Source organism: Celeribacter sp. PS-C1, from assembly GCF_019429625.1.
Classification (GTDB): domain Bacteria; phylum Pseudomonadota; class Alphaproteobacteria; order Rhodobacterales; family Rhodobacteraceae; genus Celeribacter.
In genome coordinates, this window is the sequence record NZ_JAHXRW010000018.1 from 1 (window position 1) to 22,457 (window position 22,457).

Consider the following 22,457-nt stretch of genomic DNA (forward strand, 5'->3'; position numbering starts at 1 on the left):
CCCGTTCCTACCGCCACGCCAGAGCCGATGCCTTCGAAATTTGGGCTGAGTATGCACGCGAGTTGATCGCTTGAAAATTACGCGCAGCCCCGTTCTTGAGTGCCATCAATAATAACCTGACAATGCCGGCCAATGACAGCGCCTATGGCCTCGCCACGTCGGTGTCTGGACCAGGGATATCTCGAAGGGCATGCAGGTCGCCTCCAAGCTGCAATACGGCTGCACCTGGGTGAACACCCACTTCATGCTCCCCAACGAAATGCCCCACTGCGGCATGAAGAAATCGGGCTACGGCAAGGACATGTCCTCCTACGCGCTCGAAGACTACTCCACCGTCCGCCACGTGATGATAGCCCACTAAGGCGGTCGGATCGGCGAAAAGGCCCGCCAAACTGGCGGGCCTTTCGTGTTTGATGTCATCAAAACTCAGAGCTTTTCGGTCAGTTCCGGGACGGCGTCGAAGAGGTCTGCGACGAGGCCGAAGTCGGCGACCTGGAAGATCGGGGCTTCTTCGTCCTTGTTGATCGCGACGATCACTTTCGAGTCCTTCATGCCGGCGAGGTGCTGGATCGCCCCCGAGATGCCGCAGGCGATGTAGAGCTCGGGCGCCACGACCTTGCCGGTCTGGCCGACCTGCATGTCGTTGGGCGCATAGCCCGAATCCACCGCAGCCCGCGACGCGCCGACAGCGGCGCCGAGTTTGTCGGCCAGCGCTTCGATGATGCCAAAGCTTTCTTCGGAGCCGACACCCCGGCCACCAGACACGATGATCTTGGCGGAGGTCAGTTCCGGGCGGTCGCTCTCGACCACCTTGTCCTCGACGAAGGCCGAGAGACCTTTGTCGCCCGCGCCCGAGACGGCCTCGACAGATGCAGAGCCGGAGGTGCCAGCCGCGTCGAAGGTTGAGGTGCGGAAGGAGATGACTTTCGTCGCATCCGCGGATTTCACGGTCTGCACCGCGTTGCCCGCATAGACCGGACGTTTGAACGTGTCGGCGTCGACAACCTCGGTCACGTCCGAGATCACCATCACATCCAAGAGTGCCGCCACGCGCGGCAGAACGTTTTTGCCGGTGGTGGTCGCGGGCGCGATGATGTGGGAATAGTCACCTGCCAGAGACACGATCAGATCGGCAAGGTTTTCGGCCAACCCGTTAGCATAGGCCGCATCGTCGGCGACCAGAACCTTGGACACGCCATCGAGTTTCGCGGCCTCGTCCCCTGCGGCGGCGGGGCCACAGACGAGCACGGTCACATCGCCCAGTTTGGCACCGGCGGTGGCCGCCTTGGCGGTGGCATCAACAGCGAGCGCACCGCCCGCGACTTCGGCGAGAAGCAGAACAGCCATCAGACCAGACCTCCCTCTTTGAGTTTCGCGACAAGTTCATCGACGGAGCCGACCTTGATCCCGGCTTCGCGCGCGGCGGGCTCTTCGGTGGTGACCACCGTGAGACGCGGGGAGGTGTCGACGCCATAATCGGCGGCGGTTTTCTCATCGAGCGGCTTTTTCTTCGCCTTCATGATGTTCGGCAGCGAGGCGTAGCGCGGCTCGTTGAGGCGCAAATCGGTCGTCACGATGGCCGGCAGAGCGGTGGAAATGGTCTGAAGACCGCCGTCCACTTCGCGTGTCACCACGGCTTTGCCGTCCGCAATCTCAATCTCGGAGGCAAAGGTCGCCTGACCCCAACCCAAGAGCGCGGCCAGCATCTGACCCGTCGCGTTCATGTCGTTGTCGATGGCCTGCTTGCCGAGGATCACCAGCTCGGGGGCTTCCTCTTCGACCACTTTGGCGAGGATTTTTGCCACTGCGAGCGGCTCGATGTCGACGCCCTGATCCTCTTCGATCAGGATGCCGCGATCGGCGCCCATGGCCAAAGCATTGCGGATCGTGTCGACGGATTTCTTTTCGCCGATGGAGACGATCACCACCTCGGAGGCCACACCGGCCTCTTTGAGACGAATGGCCGCTTCGACAGAAATTTCGTCGAACGGGTTCATCGACATTTTCACATTGGCAAGATCAACACCCGTGCCGTCGGCCTTAACCTTGACCTTCACGTTGTAGTCAATCACCCGCTTCACGGGGACGAGCACCTTCATCTCGGCATCTCCTGTTTTCTTATCGTGTTGGGATCGGGGTCTCGCCCCGATAATCATAGAAACCACGGCCCGTTTTCCGGCCGAGCCAGCCTGCCTCGACATATTTCATCAAGAGCGGGCAGGGGCGGTATTTGCTATCGGCGAGCCCGTCATAGAGGACTTTCATTATCGCCATGCAGGTATCGAGACCGATGAAATCCGCGAGCTCCAGCGGCCCCATCGGATGGTTTGCGCCGAGCTTCATGGAGCCGTCGATGCTCTCCACAGAACCGACCCCTTCGTAAAGCACATAGACCGCCTCATTGATCATCGGGATCAGGACGCGGTTGACGATGAAGGCAGGGAAATCCTCCGACATTGTCGCGGTTTTGCCGAGTTGCGCCACGAGGCATTTGCAGGTCTCGAAGGTGTGTTCGTCTGTCGCAATGCCGCGGATCAGTTCAACCAGCTGCATCGCGGGGACGGGGTTCATAAAGTGGACGCCCATGAAGCGTTCGGGGCGGTCCGTGCGCGCCGCGAGGCGGGTGATCGAAATCGAGGATGTGTTCGACGCCAGAATGGTGTCGGGCTGGATGTGCGCCCCAAGGGAGGCGAAGATCTGGTGCTTGAGCGCCTCGTTTTCGGTCGCGGCCTCAATGACGAGACCGGAGGCCCCGACCTCCGAGAGATCGCGCGTCATCGTGATGCGGTCGAGCGCCGCGACGCAGTCTTCAGCGCTCAGTTTGCCGCGCTCGACAAGCCGGTTGAGCCGGTGCGCGATGCCGCCGCGGGCCCGTTCGAGCGCATCGTCGGAAACGTCATTGAGGCGCACTTCATAGCCGGACTGCGCGCAGACCTGTGCAATGCCCGCGCCCATCTGGCCCGCGCCGATGATCGAGATTGAGGATAGTGTCATTCAGTTTCTCCGAAACCGGATGCGCCGCCGCCAAGGACCGGCGCTGCGGCATCGAGTGTCATGTCGCTTCGGGAAAAGCGGATGGGTGTGCGCAACCCGTCGATCCCTTCGGGCGCGATACGCATCCCGCGTGCGGTGATCTGGGGTTCGTTCAGGGCTTCGGCGACGGTGTTGATCGGTCCGCCCGGCACACCGGCGGCCTCCAGTCCGGATATCAACTCGGCTTTGCCGCGTGTTTCCATCGCGGCGCTCAGGAGCGGTGTGAGCGCGTCACGGTTCTGCACGCGGGCAGGGTTGGTCGCGAAACGGGGATCACTGGCCAGATCGTCGAGGCCGAGCATGTCGCAGAGGGCGGCGAATTGGCGGTCATTGCCACAGGCGACGATCAGATGGCCGTCGGCACAGGGGAAGACCTGATAGGGAACGATATTCGGGTGGGCGTTGCCGAGCCGTGTGGGAGTCAAACCGCCGATCAGGAAATTGGCTGCCTGGTTGGCGAGGACCCCCACGCCGCAATCGAGAAGAGACAGATCGACATGTTGGCCGAGACCGGAGCGTTCGCGTTCCGCGAGCGCGGCCTGCACCCCGATCACACCGTAAAGGCCGGTGAAAATGTCGATCCACGCAACGCCGACTTTCTGCGGTTCGCCGTCGGGCGCACCGGTCAGATCCATGATCCCGCACATGCCCTGAATGAGAAAATCATACCCCGGCTGGCGCGCGCGCGGGCCGTCCTGACCGAAGCCCGTGACAGAGGCATAGACGAGGCGCGGGTTGAGGGCGGAGAGGCTCTCGTAATCCAGTCCGAATTTCTTGAGTCCGCCGACTTTGAAGTTCTCGATCACCACGTCGGCTTCTGCGATTAGCTCTTTCAGCGCGGCGAGATCGTCGGCGTTGGAAAAGTCGCAGATGCGCGAGCGTTTTCCTCGGTTGGCGGCGTGAAAATAGGCGGCGACCGTCTCGGAGCCGCCATCGGGCAAGGGGCGTTCGAGAAAGGGAGGACCCCAACGGCGCGTATCATCGCCTTCGGGGGACTCGATCTTGATCACCTCGGCACCGAGATCCGCGAGGGTCTGACCGATCCAGGGACCGGCCAGAATACGCGCGAGTTCGACGACCTTCAGGCCCTTGAGCGGAGCGTCCGTCGTCATGGATCAAGCGAAGGCTTGCAGGTCGGTGATGGCGCGACCGAGGATCAGCGCGTGCACGTCATGGGTGCCCTCGTAGGTGTTCACCGTTTCGAGGTTCTGAGCGTGGCGCATCACGTGGTATTCGATCTGGATGCCGTTGCCGCCGTGCATGTCGCGGGCATTGCGGGCGATATCGAGGGCCTTTCCGCAGTTGTTGCGCTTGATGAGCGAAATCATCTCCGGCGCAAAGCGGCCTTCGTCAAAGAGGCGACCGACGCGCAGACAGGCCTGAAGGCCGAGCGCGATCTCGGTTTCCATATCGGCGAGTTTCTTTTGATAGAGCTGGGTCGCCGCGAGCGGGCGGTTGAACTGAATCCGGTCGAGCCCGTATTGGCGGGTGCGATGCAGGCAGTCTTCGGCCGCGCCCATGACGCCCCAAGCGATGCCGTAGCGGGCACGGTTGAGACAGCCGAACGGGCCACCCATGCCCTGCACATTCGGCAGGAGCGCATCTTCGCCCACCTCGACATTGTCCATCACGATTTCGCCCGTGATCGACGCGCGCAGGCTGAGTTTGCCGCCGATCTTCGGCGCGCTCAGACCCTTCATCCCTTTTTCGAGGATAAAGCCGCGCACCTTGCCATCATGGGCTTCGGATTTCGCCCAGACGACGAACACGTCGGCGATCGGGCTGTTGGAAATCCACATTTTCGACCCGATGAGGCGATAGCCGCTGTCGGTTTTGATTGCGCGGGTTTTCATGCCCGCCGGATCGGAGCCGGCGTCGGGTTCGGTGAGACCGAAGCAGCCGATATATTCGCCGCTCGCGAGTTTCGGGAGGTATTTCTTTTTCTGCTCTTCAGAACCGTAGGCGTAGATCGGATACATCACGAGCGAGGATTGCACCGACATCATGGAGCGATAGCCGCTATCGACACCTTCGACCGCGCGGGCCACGAGTCCATAGGACACATAGGAGGCGCCAACCCCACCGTATTCCTCCGGCACCGTAACCCCCAAGAGGCCGAGCTCGCCCATCTCGCGAAAGATTTCCGGGTCGGTGTGTTCGTTCAGATAGGCCTCTTCGACGCGCGGAAGTAGGCGGTCCTGCGCAAACTGATGCGCGGAGTCCGAGATCATGCGCTCTTCGTCGGTGAGCTGGTCTTCGAGCAGGAACGGGTCGGCCCAGTTGAACGAGAGACCTTTGTGAGACGTCGGGGACATTGATGTTTTCCTCCATGCCGCGGGTGCGGGGTTATGCATTTCCGGCGATATTATGCATGGATATTTGAGTAAAAAAGCGATATTTACGCATCTAATCATGCAGTAAATGAATGATATGAGACAGAGACGCTTTCTACCTTCGCTCAAACTCCTGATGGCCTTCGACGCGGTTGTGCGGCTCCGGTCGGTGACGGCGGCCGCGGCAGAACTGAACCTGACGCAGAGTACGGTCAGCCGTTTGATCCTCACGCTGGAGGAGCAACTCGGCAAAGAGTTGTTCACACGGGAACGGCGGCGCCTGATCCCCAATTCGGCGGCGTTGAGCTATCAGCGGGACGTGGCGCGGGCGCTCGACATCATTCAGCGCTCTTCGATGTCCGTGGTCACGAACCCCGATGGCGGGAGCCTGTCGCTCGCGGTGTTGCCAACGTTTGCGACCCGCTGGCTCGGGCCGAATCTCGGGGCGTTCTTGAGCGCGTATCCGGGGGTCGGTGTGAATATGTCGACGCGGATCGGGCGGTTCAATTTCTCCGAGGAAACTTTTGACGCGTCGATCTACTACGGGCAGAGCGACTGGGAAGGTGCGCGGCATATGAAGCTCTTTGACGAACGGGCGACGGCCTGTGTGTCGCTGGAGATCGCCGCCTCCCGTGATCTGCAAAGATTGTCCGATCTTGCCGACCTTCCGATGCTGCATCTCGAAAGCCGTCCGACCTTTTGGGCGGATTGGTTCAAGGGACAGGACGAACCGCCCGTGCAGGCGGGTGGCATGTTGATGGACCAGTTTTCGATGATGATTCAGGCCGCGATTTCGGGGCTCGGGATTGCGCTCTTGCCGGACTACCTGGCGCAGATCGAGATCAAAGAGGGGCGTCTCGTCCCCGTCATGAGGCAGGCGGTGAAGGTGGGCGCGGCCTATTGGCTCGTGTGGCCATCGGACAAGGATGAATACCCGCCGCTTGTCGCGCTGCGCAACTGGTTGTCCGAGGATCTATTGGCGCAGCAAGCCGCCGGTTAACTGTCGATATCTGCGCCCAGACGTTGCGAGATCGTCGCCGCGATTTGTCGGAGGGTGGCGACGACGGCGGTTTCATATTCTTCGGTCATGTCATCAATCGGCAGGCTCACAGCGACCCCTGCGATGACCGCGTTTTGCGCGTTGAGAACCGGTGCGCCGAAACAGATCATTCCTTCACAAACGCCCTGCTCCTCTCGAGAGTAGCCACGTTCGCGCGCAAGACGTACATGGACCATGATTTCTTCCAGGTTTTTTGGGGAGAAGGGCGTCATCGGATCAGGTAACCCGTCCCGGAACCGCAGACGGATTTCAGAATCGGTCATCCGGCTCATCATCGCGTATCCCGTGGCGGTAAAGGCCATCGGCAGGCGCGTCCCGACGCGGAACTGGAACCACGGCGTGCGATTCGAATTGCGCGCACCGACATAGACCACCTCTTTGCCATCAGGCACCGAAAGGGTGATCGTCGCACCCTGCAATTCGCTGGTGTTTTCGTCCCAGATCCGCGCGAATTCTGCGGCCACGTCGCTCCGACGTGAAAACGCGCGGCTCCAGCGCATGACGTGCGGACCGATGGCAAAGGTTTGGTCCGAATTGCGTCTCAGGAGGCCAAGCTCTTGTAAAGTGGCGCAAAGTGAGTGCACAGAACTTTTCGCCACGCCCATACGTCTGCTGAGTTCAGCGAGCGTGAGTGCGTCCGGCTCGTCCCCCACCATGTCGAGAATATGAGCGCCGCGTGAGAGGGCTGGCACGAGCGGTTTATCATTTTTTTCTGCGGTCATCGGTCTGTCGTCATCTGTCTGGGCGCGTGGGTGTTGCGGGTGCTGTCGTGCTCGCGCGCTGGCGACCCGAGCTTAGGAGTCGAATGGTCATAAGCGAAAAAACATTGTTTGACACAAGTGGAATCATGTCTATCATTCATTGTGAGGAACGGCATTCAGCATACTGAACACCGTATGATCGAAAGATCAAGGGAGGAATACAATGATCAACGGCCTGCGGGACGAGTCCCTTTTGTGCGTCGATGCCCATGTGAACGGACAATGGGTGTCTTCTGACGCGCGTACTCCGGTTGTGAACCCGGCCACCGGCGATGTCATCGCCGAAGTTGCCGATCTTGGCGCTGGTGCCGCGCAAAACGCGATTGAAGCCGCTCGCGCCGCGCAGCCTGCATGGGCTGCAAAGACCGCCCTCGAACGCTCTGACATTCTGCGCCGTTGGGCTAAACTGATGCGTGAGAATGCCGACGATCTGGGCCGAATTCTGACTGCAGAGATGGGCAAACCGCTGGCAGAGGCGAAGGGCGAGATTGGATACGGCGCATCGTTTCTCGATTGGTTCGCGGAGGAGGGCCGCCGGATTTATGGCGACACCATTCCCGGACATCAGCCTGACAAACGTATCCTCGTGCTCAAACAACCGATTGGCGTCGCCGCGTCGATTACCCCGTGGAACTTTCCGAATGCAATGATCGCCCGCAAGGTGGCTCCGGCGTTGGCGGCAGGCTGCACTTTCGTGGCGCGTCCTTCGGAACTCACGCCGCTCTCGGCGCTCGCGATGGCTGAGCTTGGTGTCCGCGCAGGCCTGCCCGCAGGCGTGTTCAACGTGGTGACATCGGCCGACGCCGCAGGGATCGGCAAAGTGTTCTGCGACAGTCCGGTGGTGCGCAAGATCAGCTTTACCGGATCGACCCGTGTGGGCCAGATCCTTATGGAGCAGAGTGCGAAGCACCTCAAGAAACTCAGTCTCGAACTTGGCGGCAACGCGCCGTTCATCGTGTTCAACGATGCCGATCTGGATGCGGCTGTCGAAGGAGCTTTGATCGCGAAATTCCGCAACGCGGGCCAGACCTGTGTCTGCGCCAACCGGATCTATGCGCAGTCGGGCATCTACGAGGCCTTTACCGAAAAGCTCGCCGCAAAGGTTTCCGCGCTCAAGGTCGGGGACGGCGCAGAGGCGGGCACCGTCATCGGTCCGCTGATCAACGCCGCCGCTGTCGAGAAGGTGGAAATGCATCTGTCCGACGCGCTGTCTCAGGGGGCACAGCTGCTCTGTGGCGGGCGGCGGATTGGCAATGACACGCTGTTCTTCGAGCCATCGGTCCTGACGGGGGTGACTCCGGACATGCGGTGCTCGCGCGAGGAGACCTTTGGCCCGCTTGCCCCCGTGATCCCGTTCGACACGGAGGAAGAGGTGCTCGCTCTGGCGAATGACAGCGAATACGGCCTCGCCTCGTATTTCTATACGACCAACCTCGGACGCACGTTCCGGGTTCTGGAGGCACTCGAATACGGAATGGTCGGGGTGAATACCGGCCTGACGTCAACCGCCGAAGCGCCCTTCGGCGGCATCAAGACCAGCGGCCTTGGCCGCGAAGGGTCGAAATACGGCATCGAGGATTACCTCGAGATCAAATACGCCTGCCTGTCGATCTGATACCGGATCGTCAGTCAAAAATTTCCAATGGGAGGAAAAGAGACCATGAAGAAGATTGCAACCCTTGCCTGCGTCTCGACGTTAGCGCTCACTGGCGCGGCGATGGCGCAAGACAGCATCAAGATCGGCGTGCCGGTCTTCCTGTCGGGTGCCGCCGCTGGCCCCTTCGGCGAGCCGGAGAAAAACGCAGCCGAGCTGATGTTTGATGCGCTGAACGCCGGTGAGGTGCCTGCGCCCTATAACAGCATGGGCATCGGTGGTCGTATGATTGACGCGACCTTCATCGACGAAGCCTCTGACGCCGTGGTCGAATACCGCAACCTCGTAGAGCGCACCGGCGTTGAGGCTGTGATCGGCTATACGTCCTCGGGTAACTGTAAATCGGTTGCTCCGGTAGCTGAAGAGCTTGAAACCTTCACGATCTTCGTCGACTGCGGCACTCCGCAGGTGTTCGAGGATGTCGTGACCGAACCGAAATTTCTGTTCCGCACCGGCCCGACCGCGACGCCGGACGCCGTGGGCGCCGCCCGGTACCTCAGAGACAGCGGTTACGATCTGAGCCGAGTGGCCGGTATCAACCAGAACTATGCATGGGGTCAGGACAACTGGCGTGACTTCACCGGCGCGCTTGATGCGCTCGGCACCGAGAGCAAATATGTCTCCAACCAGATGCCGCAGCTCGGCGCAGGCCAATACGGTGCTGAGGTTTCGGCTCTGCTGACTTCGTCCCCAAACGTGGTTTACAACTCCTTCTGGGGAGGGGATCTCGAAGCATTCGTTCTTCAGGCGGCACCGCGCGGGCTGTTTGCGCGCTCCGCCGTCCTGATGACTTGCGGCGAAGCTCTGTTCCCTGCGGTTGGCAAGAACATTCCGGAAGGCGCCATTGTTTCCGCACGTGGTCCGTTCAGCGTCTTTGCCCCTGAAAACGATCTGAGCACGTGGTTCGCTGCCGCCTACGAAGAGCGTTTCGGTGAATACCCGACCTATCCAGCATGGAAAATGGCGCAGGCAGTTCTGGGCGCGAAAGCCGCCTATGCAAAAGCCGGCGAAGGCGCAACGGCTGCTGATGCCGCAGCTGCAATGACGGGTCTCGAATTCGAGGCACCCTCGGGCATCGTGAAAATGGCGAATGCAAACGGTCACCAGGCCATTCAGGGCATCGGCTTTGGCACTGTGACCCAGGTGGATGGCAAGCCGACGGTCGAGAACGTCAAGTTCTACGAAGCCGAATGTGTCAGCCCGCCAGCCGACATGCGCGCCGAAGACTGGATCGCCTCCGGTTTCGAAGGCGCCGTCTGCGAGTAACTCCTCCACAGGGGGCGCCTGGCGCGCCCCCTGACCTGTCCGATCTGACCGAGAAAGACACTCATGCTCAAATTCACCGCCATTATGCTTGACGGGCTTAACTATTCCGCCTGGCTGTTTCTTGTCGCCGTAGGGCTGACGCTCATCTACGGGGTCATGCGTATCCTGAACATCGCGCACGGCGCGTTCTATGCCATTGGGGCCTATGTCTGTGCTTCGACGCTCGGCCTTTACTATGGGGCAGGGCTGCCGGAGGCCTTGGCCTTCCTCGCCATGGGCCTCGTTGCCCTGATTGCCGGTGTCGTGCTCGGCCTCGCTGTCGAACGCGGCGTGCTGCGCTTTCTCTACGGCAAAGACGAAGTGCTGATGGTGCTCGTCACCTACGCGCTCTTCCTGATCCTCGGTGACGCGGTCAAGCTGATCTGGGGCGTCGAGAGCTATTTCGTCTACCAACCCTATGCCTATTTCGGCTTCGTCGAAATCGGGGGGCTGCCCTATCAGGTGTATGACCTGTTGATGGTGGTGCTGGCTGTGGTGCTCGGTGTGGCGCTGTGGTTCTGGCTGGAGCGGTCGCGCATGGGCCGGATGACCACGGCGGTTGTCGCGGATCGCGAGATTTCCGCCGCCATGGGGATCAACGTCAAACGCATCTTTGCCACGACCTTCGCCATTGGCACTTTCTTTGCTGTGGTGGGTGGCGCTGTGACCGCGCCCAAAATCGCCGTGACGCCGGGTATCGGGGTCGAAGTGATCATCCTCGCCTTTGCCGTGGTGGTCATCGGCGGATTGGGGTCGATCCCCGGCGCGGCCATCGGTGCGGTTTTCGCGGGCTATGCGCGGGCGCTGAGTGTCCACCTCGCCCCTGAGTTCGAACTCTTCGCCATTTACGCTGTCATGGCGGCGGTTCTCGCGGTGCGTCCGCACGGGCTGTTCGCAAAGGTTTCGGGACGCAAGATATGACGCAAACTATGATGAAAACAGATTTTCGCCGCGAGCCGGTCTATATCGCCGTGCTCGCCCTCCTGCTCATCGCGGGATTCTTCCTGCCGAGCTGGCTGCGGTTCCTGCTGCAAACCGCATTGGCCGGTGGCCTCGTGGCGCTCGGCGTTGCGATCCAGATGCGCGCCGGTCTCGTGAACTTCGGGCAAGGGCTTTACTACTGTCTCGGCGGTTATGCCGTGGGCCTTCTGTCCGCAAAACTCGGGATCACCGATGTCTTTGTCCTGTTGGCGAGCGCCGTTGTCGTCGCGCTTCTGGCGGGGGCGCTCCTCGGTCTGTTGCTGGCCCGTTATCGTGAGATTTTCTATGCGATGCTCTCGCTCGCGGTGTCGATGATCCTCTATGGCGTGCTCGTCAAGGCCGCAGCCCTCGGCTCGACCGACGGGTTCAACGTCCCGCCTGTGACCTATCTCGGCTGGCTGCCGGAGCGCGAGATCCGCGCGGATGTGGTCTATACGCTCGCCGCGGTTCTGGTCGTGGTGTCCTGCCTCGTGGTCGCGCGTTACCTGCGCTCCGGCGCGGGGATGCTCTGTGAGGCCGTGGCCGAAAACGAGATCCGTCTCGAATATCTCGGCGCGTCTCCGAAGCGCATCGTGTTCTTTGTGATCGTGACGGCGGCGGGGATTTCGGGTCTCGGTGGGGGGCTTCTTGCCATCTCCACGGGTCACGTTGATCCGCTGATGACCAACTGGACCACCTCGGGCGGCTTTGTCTTTGTGGCCTTGCTTGCCGGTCGCGGCAGCACCATCGCACCTGTGATCGGGTTCTTCCTGCTCGAACTGGTGCAGACCTACGCATTGGATATTGCACCGAACGCGTGGCAGATGATCCTCGGCGCGGTGATGCTCGCTGCGATCCTGTTGCTGCCAGGCGGTTTGTGGTCCCTGATTGACCGGAGGGGCAAGGCATGACCCAGACACCTATTCTCACAACCGAAGGTCTCGAAAAGCGCTTTGGCGGTGTGGTTGCGGCGCGGGATATCTCCGTGGCGCTCCATGCAGGCGAAACCGTGGCCGTGATCGGGTCAAACGGCGCTGGCAAAACGACCTTTGTCAACATGGTGACGGGCTATCTCAAACCCTCCGCCGGAAAGATCAGCTTTCGCGGGCGTGACATCACCGGCATGTCGCCGCGTGACACGGCGCGGGCCGGGATCCGGCGCAGTTTCCAGATCAGCCAGATTTTCCCCGAGCTGACCGCATTGGAAAACGCCATGATCGCAGAGATCGCTGCGCTTGAGACCAAGGGCAGCCTGAGTTCCCATGCCATCACGGACGCCCGCATGCATGCGGCGCGCGGGGTGCTGGCGCGTTTCGGCCTCGAAAAATTCGCGGATACGCGCGTTGCCACCCTGCCGCAGGGCGTTAAGAAACAGCTCGACATCGCGATGGCCGCTGTGGACGACCCTGCGGTGATCCTGCTCGACGAGCCGACATCCGGTGTCTCCGTTGACGAGAAAATCAGCATGATGGAGAGCGTGATCACCCCGCTTATGAACGGCGAAGGCACTGTTCTCTTCATCGAGCACGACATGGATATCGTGTCGCGCTTTGCCTCGCGCACCATTGCTTTCTACGAGGGTACGATCCTCGCGGATGGTCCGACCGAAGAGGTGCTGCGCAATGACGAAGTGCGCAAATATGTGATTGGAGGAACCGCCCATGCCTGACACAACGCCAGAGATGATCCTTTCGACGTCCGGCCTCGATGTGTCCATCGCGGGCACGCCGATCCTGCGGGGCGCGCATATGGACATCGCGCCGGGCACCACTGTTGGCCTGATCGGGCGCAACGGTGCGGGCAAGACGACGTTCATGCGTTCGGTGATGGGGCTTTTGCCCGTCACCGCAGGACAAATCGCCATTGCGGGCGAGGACATGAGCGACCAACCCGCCCACATGCGCGCGGCTTTGGGCGTCGGCTACATGCCCGAAGACCGCCGCTTGATCCCCGAGTTCTCGGTTGAGGATAACATCCTCCTGCCGGTTCAGGCGCTCGGGGCGGCTGTTGATATGAAGCGGCTCGAATGGATCTACGAACTCATGCCGGAAATCGCGCGCTTTGCAGATCGCAAGGCGCTCGCGCTCTCGGGTGGCCAGCAAAAGCTGGTGGCACTGGGGCGGGCGTTGATCGTCGGTCACAAACTCTTGCTGCTCGACGAGCCGTTCGAGGGGGTGGCGCCTGCGCTGGCGCAACGCCTGATCGAAGTGATCGCCTCGCTGCGCGGTGAGGGGCTGTCGGTGCTGTTGTCGGAATCCGACCACGTGCATTCGGCGGGCCTGCTCGATGCGCTTTATGTCATCGAACGCGGTGAGATTGAGCCGATGACGGCCGAAGCCGCAGAGACACATTGATATCGCCGAGAGGCGAAAGGAGGACCCATGAAGACGAAGATTTCTCTTCTCCGCAAGATGGGCGCAGAGCGCCCCTATACCGAGAGCAAGCCGCTCGAAATCGTTGAGGCCGATCTGGACGATCCGGGCCCTGGCGAGCTGTTGATCAAGATGGCCGCTGCGGGCCTGTGCCACTCCGATCTGTCGGTGATCAATGGCGACCGTCCCCGCGACACGCCGGTTGCACTCGGCCACGAAGCATCGGGCGTCGTTGAAGCCGTTGGCCCCGGTGTCACCCGATTTGCGCCGGGCGATCACGTGGTGATGGTATTCATCGCGTCGTGTGGCCACTGTGTTCCCTGTGCCGAAGGCCGCCCCGCGCTCTGTGAACCGGGTGCTGCGGCGGGCGCGAAAGGCACCCTGCTCAACGGGGACAAGCGCATCCATATCGGCGACGAAGTGGTGAACCACCACGTCGGCGTGTCGGCCTTTAGCACCTATGCGGTGATGTCCGAAAACTCCGTCGTGAAGATCCCCAAAGACATCCCTCTGGACAAGGCGGCCCTGCTCGGCTGTGCCGTGCTCACGGGTGTTGGCGCTGTGCTTAACTCTGGGGACCTGAAGATGGGCCAGAGCTGTGCCATCGTCGGTCTCGGGGGTGTCGGGCTTGCCGCGCTTTTGGGTGCAAAGGCGGCGGGCGCACGCACCGTTGTCGCCGTGGACCTGAGCGAGAGCAAGCGGGTACACGCGATTGAACTCGGCGCGGATTACGCCATTGACCCGCGGGACGAAGACGCCGTAGCCAAGGTCAAGGAGTGGACCGGCGGGGGTGTCGATCTCGCGGTTGAACTCGCGGGCGCTGTTCCTGCGCTCGAATTCGCCTACAAGATCACTCGCCGTGGCGGGAGCACCGTCACCGCAGGCCTGCCGCACCCCGAAGCGAAGATGAGCTTTCCCGCTGTGTCCCTCACCGCCGAAGAGCGTGTGCTCAAAGGCTCCTATGTCGGTTCCTGCGTGCCTGTCCGCGACATCCCGCGCTTTGCGCAGATGATGCAGGCCGGTCAGCTCCCGATTGAGAAACTGATGACCCACCGGCTCACGCTCGACGAGATCAACGAAGGCTTCGAACGTCTCGCCGCGGGGGATGCCATCCGTCAAGTCGTGGTCTTCGACTGATCCGACACGGTTATAGTCAGATGTAGAAACGCGCGGGCAGGGACACTTGCCCGCGCGTTTCCATTTTAGACAAAACTATGGGTCGGCTTTCTGATCGAAGGATACCTGTCAGCGGAAATATTGATGCCGCACCCTGTGAGGGGTGCGGCGGCGACCGATCCTGCGGAGAACGGGAAGGGGGTCCGTCCCATTTCCGCCAGCATCCTTTCTCGGAAGACCTCTGCAGGGGTCTTCCAGCCGAGGCATTTTCGCGGTGTGTTGTTGAGCTGATCGCAGAGTTGTTTCAGTTCATGGTCTGACATCCGTGTAATGTCTCGCGTGCGCGGCAGCCGCTTCCTGACCCGTCGATTGGTGTTCTCGACGGTGCCTTTCTGCCAGGGCGATGACGGGTCGCAAAACCACGTTTGGGCGCCGAGTTCGGCCTGGAGATGCGGACAGCTCACGAACTCTGTGCCGCGGTCAAATGTGATCGACTTACGCGCCATGAGGGGCAGATCGCCGATGGCTTTCATGATTTTGCCCATGACTGGCTTCGTGCGCTTGTTCGGGTTCTTCAACAGCACCGTGAACCGGCTAACGCGCTCGACCATCGATGTGATGTTCGTTTGACCAAAGCTTTGTTTGAACAAGACCAAATCAGCTTCCCAATGGCCAAACTGACGTCGATGCGCCACGTCATCTGGGCGGAACAGGATGCTTGATCAGCTTACGCTGCCGAGCACGGCGGCCATCAGCTTTCAATTGCGCCGCCGCGCCATAATAGCCCTCTTATTTTGGCAGGCTCTCGTCGACAAAATAGTTCCGCTTCAATTCGCGGTACAGCGTCGCTTTCGAGCGCTTTAACACACGCGCCATCTCGCGAACTGGCACTTTAGCACTCAGCCAGCGTTCGATTTTACGCCGTTCTTCGATGTTCAATTGCTTGTAGGAGCCACTCATGGCACAATCTCCTCATTAGATAACCCTTTGGTTTCTAATAGGAGTCGCACTTCAAGGTAGCGCGCACCCATGCTACACACAATGTAAATCCCATTCAGAAATGTCACTTGATGTGCAAAGCAGAAGTGTCACTGCAGGGCACGACGGGAGCAAGGCTTTGCAGCCCGAAGACCTCAACTATCGCAGGGCTGTGAAGCCTTGCGGTCATATGCCGAGCGCTCTCTGTTCTTTCTTGCTGAACAACGTTTTGACGCCTTCGTTTCTGACCATCTCTTCGAACGCTCTCCAGGCGAGCGTGTCACCGAGGAAGGGCGGGTTGTCGGAAATTGTCAGTGTCCCGAATTCATTTTCGACCGACAGAACCCAGCTGTGATCCTCCGAGGTGCGGAATATCTCGACCATGAACCGATGGCCGTCAATCATCACGGCCTGTGTCAGGTCGGAAAAGATAATATCGGGGACGTCATCATGCTTCGTCATCTTCGCGACCTTGATTGTCATTGCCATCAAGTTACCAGTTTTCCAGACGATGTAGAGCGCTATTCTGTAGGCGGCTGGGCTGTGTCTTTCGCCGTCCCGCCGCGAAGGGCTTTCGCATTCCAGCCATCGTTTCGCCGTCCGGTTGGTTCATAGCGTGTGCGTTGCTTCCCGGCGCGCCGTTTCTTCGGTGGCGCTTTGTCTTGCTCATTTTTTATGAACTCCAAGACCGCTCCCAGATTCTTGTTCTCGGTGATCGCAGCATGGGTGACGCGTTGATCCTTATCGAACACGGAGTAGGGGAGCGATACACCCTTCCAGCGGAACTCGAGGCGGCCGTCGGCGAAGTCGTAGCTGTCCACATACTTGCCCGGCAGGCCGCGCGTGATCTCGTTCTCTTCCAGGATGATCCGTCGCCGGTCGTAGGAAAAGGCAAGCTGCTTGCCAACATAGCGTTCATCGCGCAGGCACAAGATGTCCCGCAGCCGGTCCGGCTCGACATTCAGGGCGCGATGCAAGTTGTCCGGACGGTGCGGCAGCTTGGAAAACTTGGCATTGAAGCGCTCGACAAAGCCCTCCAGAAAGGCATTCCCAGCCTCCATGTCAGAAATGCCGGCCAGCCTTAGATCTTTCACCAACCGATCCTGCAACGTCCGATTGGCGCGCTCGACGCGCCCTTTGGCCTGGCTTGAATTGGCGCAGAGAATCTCGATGTTCAGCTCATTCAATGCTCGGCCGAACTGTGTCATTCCATGGCCCGACTTCGCGGCCTGTTTGGCCACACGGAACACCGAGTGTTTGTCGGAATAGAACGCAACGGGGCGTCCATGCCGCGCCAAATAGAGCTCCAAGGCTTCGAAGTAGCTGTACGTGCTCTCGGACTTCACAAACCGCAACTGCATCAGGGTGCTCGTCGCATCGTCGATAAAGACCAAAAGGGTGCAGGCGGGCCCGCGATCCTCGAACCATCGGTGATCTGATCCGTCGATCTGGATCAACTCGCCATAGCATTCTCGGCGCAACCGCGGCTGATGGAATGTCCGGCGCTGCTTGCGCGAGAGCCAAAGGCCGTCTTCAATCATCCATTTGCGCAGCGTCTCTCGCGAGACTTTGAACCCATGATGTTCGGCCAACCTCTCGGCTGCCAAAGTCGGCCCGAAATCCGGATAGTTCTCCTTGATCAGCACTAAGGCATAGTCGCGCTTGGCTTTGTGAATCTGGTTGTTCGGTGGCTTGCCGCGCGCCCTGTGCCGGATGGCCACGGCACCATCCTCACGATATCGCTTCAACAACCGAAACACTTGCCGACGTGTCAGATCCAACAGGTTCGCAGCATTCTCGACGCTCAAGCGTCCGTCATCGACCTGCGCCAAGACTTCCACGCGGTTCAGCTCGCGCTCGCTCATCGTTACCCATCCCATATCGCGTCCCACCATCTGATCCTACCGGAGGCGAGAGTGACACTTCTGCTTTGCTCATGGGTGACATTATCGCTTTGCAGCTACACACAAACAACCCATAATCTGTCTTATGTATAAATAAAGAATGAAGGCGGGATTACATGTCTCGAAAACGATCTCTGCAGCACTTGAAATTTCGTACAGCTTGGTGACGACTCTTTCGGGTCCGCGCAAAGTGTCTGTGAGGCCACACGGCTCTTGTCTATCATGACAGCGAAGGAGACCCGTCTTGGGTTTCATTAAGTAGCCAGAACATGGGTGAGAGCAGAGGGCGAAAAGACATGAGAGAATTCCGAGAAAACGACAAATCTCATGCGATCTGTATGCGGTGCGAAAAACACGTCGCGACAACTTTTACATATCGTGATGTGCCGCTTGATGATGAAGCCGGAACGGTAGAACATATTCTGGTCGGAGTTTGCGATGAATGCGGCGCCGCCGTGTCTGTTCCTGTGCAATCGAAAACTTTTATCAAAGAATTCCTGCAGGGCATCGAAGCAGAAAGGCGCGATCTGGAGCAGAACGGCCCATCTCTTGCGCGGTTTCGAAAATTTTCAAGAGGTCGCGAAAATGAACGAGACGGATAAGAACGCCAAGGAACGAGCGGAAGGGCGGGTTCGCGAGAGCGAAGATGCAATTCGCGACGGTGCAGATCAGAGCAAGGGCATCAACGTGCTCGGCTATGAACTCTCGGAGACGCGGATCCATCCGGAAACGGGGGAACTTCTTAAACGCGACGTCAGAAAGTGTACGTCTACCTACAAGGGACACAGCATCGAGCTCGATTTGCCGGGCTGGTACCCAGACGGAGATGGAGACTCAATTCACACTGGGAGTGATCTCGAAGGGTGGGATGCTGCAATGAAAGAGCTGAGAGAGATGGAATAAGACGGTCTGCCCTTCATCTAATTGCCGAAGCAATGGGAGAGATGCCGACGACATGAGGACGCATTCCGCACAGTGGGGCATGAGCTATTAGTTCATTTCTCTGACTAAATCATGTTCGCTCCCAAGGGGGGCTTGGGTGCACTCTATGAGGGATAGACCAATCCGCGCGTCGACTGTCCGTTAAGCTTGCTCCAGCCACAGCTCTGGGGGCAGAGACTGACGACAGCTCCGGGCCGTCAGTACCCTCTCGTTTCCTTACCGCATGTGTTATGCCGCGAACTCCTCCATCGCTTCACGGAGTTGTCCATCAGAGCGCTCATCGAGGCACCTGATGACGTCCATGACGGCTTCTTCAAGTCCTTCGGTCCCTTGGTCACGACTGTTGAGCAGCAAACATAGCGGCGCTCCTTCACTGGCCGAAGCGTCGAACCAGTCGCCGTAATCTTGCGCAATGATCGAGAAATCCCTGAAACAAGACAAAATCATGTTCGCCTCCTGCCCTTCAAACGCACTCAATGCACCCGCAGTGTAGAACACATTCTCGCGAATTCCGAGACTACCGGAGAACATGTCCGCAAGCATATCAAGCTCATCCGTCAGGCCCCGTCGGAACGGTTCGAAATGCAGACCGTCTGCTTTCACATAAACTGCATTCAAGCCACGGACTGGTTCTTCAACCATTTCCAGAAAATCCGGATCTAATTCCTGCTTGAACAGAAACTGAATGCCGACAAGGTCCCCGTCAGTAGCCCTTTCGAGCGGAACGAAGGCCTTTTTGCATTGCTCGATCATGTCACCAAACAGCGCCCCGAAGATATCTCGCCGTTCCAACACGTTCTTGAGGCCCGTCTTGCTCGCGCCACCCAACGGCGAGAGCCAGACCCCTGCCCCACGCGCGCGATCACCTGTGATCGTCTTTCCCACATCCGAGCGAGCGGTAGACTTTCTGCCCTCTTCTGCAACGACAGCCTGTTCATCCCCCGGGCTTGCAGACGCTGCGGCCAAAGCAATCAATTGGGACATGCTCAGGCAGAGTTGAGCCGTCACACTCTGTCCAATTTCATCAAACAAATGCGCCTGATATTTCCGAGCGACGTCGTAGGGGTCTGTCATGTCTTCTGCCGGATTGATGAGCTCTTGCCTCCAACATGCCAAATCCGCCTTGAAGTCGCACTGCGCGGATTGTTCGAGAAGTGCGGGGAGGCACGCCTCGCAATCCGCATAGATCCCCGCGGCATCAAGACCCGTTTCGCGCGACAGCTTGCCGATCACGATCTTCATCGCGGTCTTCAAGCCGTTGATGTTTTCAACACTGGCAAGTTGGTGCGGGGCATACCATTTCTGCAGGGTGGCAATGGCTTGTTTCTGAATATCTGTCCAATCGATCGCCATGGTTTCTTCTTTCTTTTTTTGTCCGCTCGATGCGGAGGTGAATTTTGAGCAAGGCCCATATCAATAGACCCGCCGAGAAACGCATCTTTTCGATGCGTTGAACGCCCCCAAACGCGCCCTGAATAGGACTTGGTGTCGCTTCCATTTCGCGGAAATTAAAATCTTCGTTCGGGGCCGAATTCTTTAGAAAGTGGCGTCATCAATGGCATGACGAAGAGCGCTCCGGCGGGCATATGGGCATCAAAATAAATAATGATGCACATGGCTCTCCGCTGAAAATTCTTTGCTTTGCGAATTATTCGTCCAACCGCTCTTTTCAATCCGCCCCTCCTCCCCTACCAAGGGCTCTGAGGCGTCTTATTGCTTTTAAATTCAAAATATTATCCCGGGTAAACCGGGGATACAGGCGGGGTTCTAAAGATGTTAGACAACGACGGAAATGGCGGCGTGGCTTCCGAGGAGATTGCGTGGCTGGATCCTGAAACGGCTCGAACAGAACTCAGAAGTCATATTGAAACCTTTTTGCACGAGCAGTCGCTTTGGGTAAGCACTTGCGAAGGCGAAACGCCGCCCACTCTCGGCCTGAAAGTCCCAGCCGGCCTCGGGAAGACACGAACAGCATTGCAGTGTCTTGCGGACCACGGAGAAAGGCTGCTCAAAAGAGGGCACATCCTGTTTTATGTGCCGACCTTGGATCTCGCTGTCGAAGCCGAAGGAAAATTCAGAGAGCTTCAAACGGATTTGCCCAGCATGGTCCTCCGAGGGCGAGACGCACTCAATCCCGAGACCGGAAGACAAATGTGCCAACGGTCTGCGCTTGCAAAAGCGATCTCCGGAAGCGTGCCATCTGTGACGCAATCCCTCTGTCAACGGCGCACTCCCGACAATGAGATTGAGGAGGCGCCATGTGCGCATGACTGCGCGTATCTGGGACAGCGCGATATCAGGGAAAACTGCGTGGTCTTTCTCTCTCATGCCTACTTGAAGGCGCATCCGCCACTCGTCGGCGATGTTGCGTTGCGCATCATTGATGAAAAGTTCTGGAGCGAACTGGCAGAGACGCGAAAGCTCCACCATTCTCAATGGCATTTCCCGCCTGATCACATCGAAAACACCAGCTTGGAAGACACGTTCCGCAGGGTGACAGGTGATATCGAAAAGGCTTTATACGCAGGCCACCCACTTATCACCGCATTGCGGGAGGCCGGGGTTTCGGAGCACGATCTGAGAACATTGTCGCAAGCAGAAACGGATGCTCAACCTCACTTCCAGAGCTCTCCAGAAAGCTCAGATGATGTGATCACGCACGACCTGGATAAATTTGACCCCAAATCCGCAGAGAGCAGTCGCAAGCGCGGCCAGATTTTCGATCTTATTTCCGCTTCTTTCCATCTTGGACACACTGAGCGGCTGAGTTTAGAGCGGCCGAACCCGAAGAAGGAAACACACGGCTATCTGAAGATGCATCTCTTGCACCCGCTTCCTGACAGTGCGCCAGTCATTGTGTTGGATGCGGACCTCGATGGCACAATCTTTCACCGGCTTTGCCCCAACGCCAAATTCGAGCAAATTCGGGTCCGCCCACAGGCGGAGATCATTCAGGTAGAAGACAGAACATTGTCGGATCACACACTTGATTTGCACCCCAACGCCAAGCAAGCCAGGGCGAAGGTGGTGCAAATTATCAAGCGTGAAGTTCTCAGGCAAAACGGTGAAGGCGTTCTGGTCGTTGCGACAAAAAGGGTCCTTCGGAAATTCTTCTCGGACGAGGACCTGGAATTTTCGGACTCGCCTCAGGAACCACAGGAGTTGCACGGCGCAACTATCCGGTGGTTCGGCCCAAGGATGCTTGGTGTGAATGACTTCGCACACTATCGCTCGGTGATCTTGATCGGGCGCATGCAGCCAAATATTTTGGCCGTCGAAGATGGCATGCGCGCACTATTCGGGGACAGTGAAAGCCCCCTGCAATTCGCGCGGAACAGTAAGCTGTCTGCAGGCAAAGGCACGGTGCTCATGCGCTCTGGCAAAGAGAGGCGTGGGGATGTGCAACAGCACATAGATCCGAGGGGACAGGCGGTTCTGTCGCAGTTTCGGGAAGCCCAGTCGGCACAAACCGTCGCGCGGCTCCGGTTGATGTCACCGAACGCACCAAAGAGAGTCATCATCCTCAGTAATGTGCCATTGCCGGGTCTGCCAATCGACACACGGGTTCGCTTCGACGCACTTGCCGCCGACAAAAGCAATGTCCAGATTTCGGCGAAATATAACCGATTGAAGACGGCAATCAGCGGTCCTGAAGCGAAACGTCTCGAAGGCCTGCGGCTGTCGGCAAAGGGGCTCCACAAGGATGCTCCGCAAATCTTTGCGAGTGTGGCAGCAGGCAAGAACTTCCTTGCTGAAATGGACGCAGGCGAGGCGCTCACCCTCATGAAGTCGATAAGCGCGGACCTGGGACTGCCGGCCACGCCAATGCAACTGAGCCCCTTGCGCGGTGGCCGCCCGCTCCAGGCTGTCGTATTCTCGGAACGCCGTGAGGCGCTCCAGTGCGCCGCATCGCTTTGGCCAGGATACAAGGCGATGACCTTGCATTGGCCGAGAGCTGTTAGTGATGACGAAGAAGCCATCCTCGAGATGTCATGATCAAGATTCACGGCGTAAGGCGCGTTTGCAGTTCCGGTCGCAA

Annotated in this window: 20 protein-coding genes and 2 pseudogenes; 12 read left to right on the plus strand and 10 right to left on the minus strand. The window is 59.0% G+C overall.

What is annotated here, in order from left to right; all coding sequences use genetic code 11:
* Nucleotides 1-128: 128 nt before the first annotated feature.
* Nucleotides 129-361, plus strand: a pseudogene (locus J5Y17_RS17985) (aldehyde dehydrogenase family protein); the annotation flags it as partial.
* 65 nt (nt 362-426) lie between these two features.
* Here the strand turns inward: J5Y17_RS17985 and J5Y17_RS17990 are convergent.
* The 5 genes from J5Y17_RS17990 to J5Y17_RS18010 are packed head-to-tail and all read right to left on the minus strand — an operon-like array spanning nt 427 to nt 5,348.
* Nucleotides 427-1,347, minus strand: coding sequence for an electron transfer flavoprotein subunit alpha/FixB family protein (locus tag J5Y17_RS17990; protein WP_219787248.1), 921 nt, complete (start codon nt 1,345-1,347; stop codon nt 427-429).
* Complete coding sequence (locus J5Y17_RS17995) at nt 1,347-2,099, minus strand: electron transfer flavoprotein subunit beta/FixA family protein (RefSeq protein ID WP_219787249.1); 753 nt, start codon at nt 2,097-2,099, stop codon at nt 1,347-1,349. The genes J5Y17_RS17990 and J5Y17_RS17995 overlap by 1 nt, the downstream gene beginning before the upstream one ends.
* A gap of 19 nt (nt 2,100-2,118) precedes the next feature.
* On the minus strand, nt 2,119-2,994 hold the full coding sequence (locus tag J5Y17_RS18000; RefSeq protein ID WP_219787250.1) for a 3-hydroxybutyryl-CoA dehydrogenase: 876 nt from the start codon (nt 2,992-2,994) through the stop codon (nt 2,119-2,121).
* Nucleotides 2,991-4,145 carry a CaiB/BaiF CoA-transferase family protein gene (locus tag J5Y17_RS18005; RefSeq protein ID WP_219787251.1) on the minus strand — a complete coding sequence of 385 codons (1,155 nt, stop codon included), beginning with the start codon at nt 4,143-4,145 and terminating at the stop codon, nt 2,991-2,993. The genes J5Y17_RS18000 and J5Y17_RS18005 overlap by 4 nt, the downstream gene beginning before the upstream one ends.
* 3 nt (nt 4,146-4,148) lie before the next feature.
* Complete coding sequence (locus J5Y17_RS18010; protein ID WP_219787252.1) at nt 4,149-5,348, minus strand: acyl-CoA dehydrogenase; 1,200 nt, start codon at nt 5,346-5,348, stop codon at nt 4,149-4,151.
* A gap of 115 nt (nt 5,349-5,463) precedes the next feature.
* Here J5Y17_RS18010 and J5Y17_RS18015 point away from each other — a divergent pair, with 115 nt between their 5' ends.
* Nucleotides 5,464-6,366, plus strand: coding sequence for a LysR family transcriptional regulator (locus J5Y17_RS18015; protein ID WP_219787253.1), 903 nt, complete (start codon nt 5,464-5,466; stop codon nt 6,364-6,366).
* On the opposite strand, the gene J5Y17_RS18020 is transcribed toward J5Y17_RS18015, so the two are convergent.
* Nucleotides 6,363-7,148 (minus strand): IclR family transcriptional regulator, encoded by a 786-nt coding sequence (locus J5Y17_RS18020; protein WP_219787254.1) that lies wholly within the window; start codon nt 7,146-7,148, stop codon nt 6,363-6,365. The two genes, J5Y17_RS18015 and J5Y17_RS18020, sit on opposite strands and share 4 nt — an antisense overlap.
* A gap of 202 nt (nt 7,149-7,350) precedes the next feature.
* Here J5Y17_RS18020 and J5Y17_RS18025 point away from each other — a divergent pair, with 202 nt between their 5' ends.
* From J5Y17_RS18025 to J5Y17_RS18055, 7 genes are all read left to right on the plus strand, one after another.
* The gene (locus tag J5Y17_RS18025) at nt 7,351-8,802 is read left to right on the plus strand and encodes an NAD-dependent succinate-semialdehyde dehydrogenase (RefSeq protein WP_219787255.1); all 1,452 of its coding nucleotides are present in this window, start codon (nt 7,351-7,353) and stop codon (nt 8,800-8,802) included.
* Nucleotides 8,803-8,847: 45 nt separating this feature from the next.
* Entirely contained in the window at nt 8,848-10,107 is a 1,260-nt protein-coding gene (locus J5Y17_RS18030; RefSeq protein WP_219787256.1) for an ABC transporter substrate-binding protein, read from the plus strand.
* Nucleotides 10,108-10,170: 63 nt separating this feature from the next.
* Nucleotides 10,171-11,067, plus strand: coding sequence for a branched-chain amino acid ABC transporter permease (locus J5Y17_RS18035; RefSeq protein ID WP_219787257.1), 897 nt, complete (start codon nt 10,171-10,173; stop codon nt 11,065-11,067).
* Nucleotides 11,064-12,017 carry a branched-chain amino acid ABC transporter permease gene (locus J5Y17_RS18040; RefSeq protein ID WP_219787258.1) on the plus strand — a complete coding sequence of 318 codons (954 nt, stop codon included), beginning with the start codon at nt 11,064-11,066 and terminating at the stop codon, nt 12,015-12,017. Before J5Y17_RS18035 ends, J5Y17_RS18040 begins: the two co-directional genes overlap by 4 nt.
* Nucleotides 12,014-12,775 carry an ABC transporter ATP-binding protein gene (locus tag J5Y17_RS18045; RefSeq protein WP_219787259.1) on the plus strand — a complete coding sequence of 254 codons (762 nt, stop codon included), beginning with the start codon at nt 12,014-12,016 and terminating at the stop codon, nt 12,773-12,775. The genes J5Y17_RS18040 and J5Y17_RS18045 overlap by 4 nt, the downstream gene beginning before the upstream one ends.
* Nucleotides 12,768-13,460 (plus strand): ATP-binding cassette domain-containing protein, encoded by a 693-nt coding sequence (locus J5Y17_RS18050; RefSeq protein ID WP_219787260.1) that lies wholly within the window; start codon nt 12,768-12,770, stop codon nt 13,458-13,460. The genes J5Y17_RS18045 and J5Y17_RS18050 overlap by 8 nt, the downstream gene beginning before the upstream one ends.
* 27 nt (nt 13,461-13,487) lie before the next feature.
* Complete coding sequence (locus J5Y17_RS18055; RefSeq protein WP_219787261.1) at nt 13,488-14,615, plus strand: zinc-dependent alcohol dehydrogenase family protein; 1,128 nt, start codon at nt 13,488-13,490, stop codon at nt 14,613-14,615.
* Nucleotides 14,616-14,812: 197 nt separating this feature from the next.
* Here J5Y17_RS18055 and J5Y17_RS18060 read toward each other — a convergent pair.
* From J5Y17_RS18060 to J5Y17_RS18070, 3 genes and pseudogenes are all read right to left on the minus strand, one after another.
* A pseudogene (locus J5Y17_RS18060) lies at nt 14,813-15,554 on the minus strand (IS30 family transposase); the annotation flags it as partial.
* 204 nt (nt 15,555-15,758) lie between these two features.
* Complete coding sequence (locus J5Y17_RS18065) at nt 15,759-16,034, minus strand: hypothetical protein (protein WP_219787262.1); 276 nt, start codon at nt 16,032-16,034, stop codon at nt 15,759-15,761.
* A 59-nt stretch (nt 16,035-16,093) separates the two neighbouring features.
* A complete protein-coding gene (locus tag J5Y17_RS18070) occupies nt 16,094-17,452 on the minus strand; it encodes an ISNCY family transposase (RefSeq protein ID WP_219787283.1) in 1,359 nt (452 codons plus the stop codon).
* Nucleotides 17,453-17,772: 320 nt separating this feature from the next.
* Here J5Y17_RS18070 and J5Y17_RS18075 point away from each other — a divergent pair, with 320 nt between their 5' ends.
* Together J5Y17_RS18075 and J5Y17_RS18080 are read left to right on the plus strand one after the other, a co-directional pair.
* Nucleotides 17,773-18,078, plus strand: coding sequence for a hypothetical protein (locus J5Y17_RS18075; RefSeq protein ID WP_219787263.1), 306 nt, complete (start codon nt 17,773-17,775; stop codon nt 18,076-18,078).
* Nucleotides 18,062-18,379, plus strand: a complete 318-nt coding sequence (locus J5Y17_RS18080; RefSeq protein WP_219787264.1) for a hypothetical protein — start codon at nt 18,062-18,064, stop codon at nt 18,377-18,379. The genes J5Y17_RS18075 and J5Y17_RS18080 overlap by 17 nt, the downstream gene beginning before the upstream one ends.
* A 267-nt stretch (nt 18,380-18,646) precedes the next feature.
* Here the strand turns inward: J5Y17_RS18080 and J5Y17_RS18085 are convergent, their stop codons facing one another.
* The gene (locus tag J5Y17_RS18085; protein ID WP_219787265.1) at nt 18,647-19,771 is read right to left on the minus strand and encodes a hypothetical protein; all 1,125 of its coding nucleotides are present in this window, start codon (nt 19,769-19,771) and stop codon (nt 18,647-18,649) included.
* Between the two features lie 420 nt (nt 19,772-20,191).
* On the opposite strand from J5Y17_RS18085, the gene J5Y17_RS18090 reads away from it, so the two are divergent.
* Nucleotides 20,192-22,414, plus strand: coding sequence for a hypothetical protein (locus J5Y17_RS18090; protein WP_219787266.1), 2,223 nt, complete (start codon nt 20,192-20,194; stop codon nt 22,412-22,414).
* Nucleotides 22,415-22,457 lie beyond the last annotated feature (43 nt).

What these genes read in the sequence shown, in the direction of transcription:
- J5Y17_RS17995 (WP_219787249.1), bottom strand. Translation starts at nt 2,099, where the DNA reads ATGAAGGTGCTCGTCCCCGTGAAGCGGGTGATTGACTACAACGTGAAG.
- J5Y17_RS18090 (WP_219787266.1), top strand. Translation starts at nt 20,192, where the DNA reads ATGTTAGACAACGACGGAAATGGCGGCGTGGCTTCCGAGGAGATTGCG.
- J5Y17_RS17990 (WP_219787248.1), bottom strand. Translation starts at nt 1,347, where the DNA reads ATGGCTGTTCTGCTTCTCGCCGAAGTCGCGGGCGGTGCGCTCGCTGTT.
- J5Y17_RS18030 (WP_219787256.1), top strand. Translation starts at nt 8,848, where the DNA reads ATGAAGAAGATTGCAACCCTTGCCTGCGTCTCGACGTTAGCGCTCACT.
- J5Y17_RS18070 (WP_219787283.1), bottom strand. Translation starts at nt 17,452, where the DNA reads ATGGGATGGGTAACGATGAGCGAGCGCGAGCTGAACCGCGTGGAAGTC.
- J5Y17_RS18055 (WP_219787261.1), top strand. Translation starts at nt 13,488, where the DNA reads ATGAAGACGAAGATTTCTCTTCTCCGCAAGATGGGCGCAGAGCGCCCC.
- J5Y17_RS18020 (WP_219787254.1), bottom strand. Translation starts at nt 7,148, where the DNA reads ATGACCGCAGAAAAAAATGATAAACCGCTCGTGCCAGCCCTCTCACGC.
- J5Y17_RS18045 (WP_219787259.1), top strand. Translation starts at nt 12,014, where the DNA reads ATGACCCAGACACCTATTCTCACAACCGAAGGTCTCGAAAAGCGCTTT.
- J5Y17_RS18000 (WP_219787250.1), bottom strand. Translation starts at nt 2,994, where the DNA reads ATGACACTATCCTCAATCTCGATCATCGGCGCGGGCCAGATGGGCGCG.
- J5Y17_RS18080 (WP_219787264.1), top strand. Translation starts at nt 18,062, where the DNA reads ATGAACGAGACGGATAAGAACGCCAAGGAACGAGCGGAAGGGCGGGTT.
- J5Y17_RS18085 (WP_219787265.1), bottom strand. Translation starts at nt 19,771, where the DNA reads ATGGCGATCGATTGGACAGATATTCAGAAACAAGCCATTGCCACCCTG.
- J5Y17_RS18010 (WP_219787252.1), bottom strand. Translation starts at nt 5,348, where the DNA reads ATGTCCCCGACGTCTCACAAAGGTCTCTCGTTCAACTGGGCCGACCCG.
- J5Y17_RS18075 (WP_219787263.1), top strand. Translation starts at nt 17,773, where the DNA reads ATGAGAGAATTCCGAGAAAACGACAAATCTCATGCGATCTGTATGCGG.
- J5Y17_RS18005 (WP_219787251.1), bottom strand. Translation starts at nt 4,145, where the DNA reads ATGACGACGGACGCTCCGCTCAAGGGCCTGAAGGTCGTCGAACTCGCG.
- J5Y17_RS18035 (WP_219787257.1), top strand. Translation starts at nt 10,171, where the DNA reads ATGCTCAAATTCACCGCCATTATGCTTGACGGGCTTAACTATTCCGCC.
- J5Y17_RS18065 (WP_219787262.1), bottom strand. Translation starts at nt 16,034, where the DNA reads ATGACGAAGCATGATGACGTCCCCGATATTATCTTTTCCGACCTGACA.
- J5Y17_RS18025 (WP_219787255.1), top strand. Translation starts at nt 7,351, where the DNA reads ATGATCAACGGCCTGCGGGACGAGTCCCTTTTGTGCGTCGATGCCCAT.
- J5Y17_RS18040 (WP_219787258.1), top strand. Translation starts at nt 11,064, where the DNA reads ATGACGCAAACTATGATGAAAACAGATTTTCGCCGCGAGCCGGTCTAT.
- J5Y17_RS18015 (WP_219787253.1), top strand. Translation starts at nt 5,464, where the DNA reads ATGAGACAGAGACGCTTTCTACCTTCGCTCAAACTCCTGATGGCCTTC.
- J5Y17_RS18050 (WP_219787260.1), top strand. Translation starts at nt 12,768, where the DNA reads ATGCCTGACACAACGCCAGAGATGATCCTTTCGACGTCCGGCCTCGAT.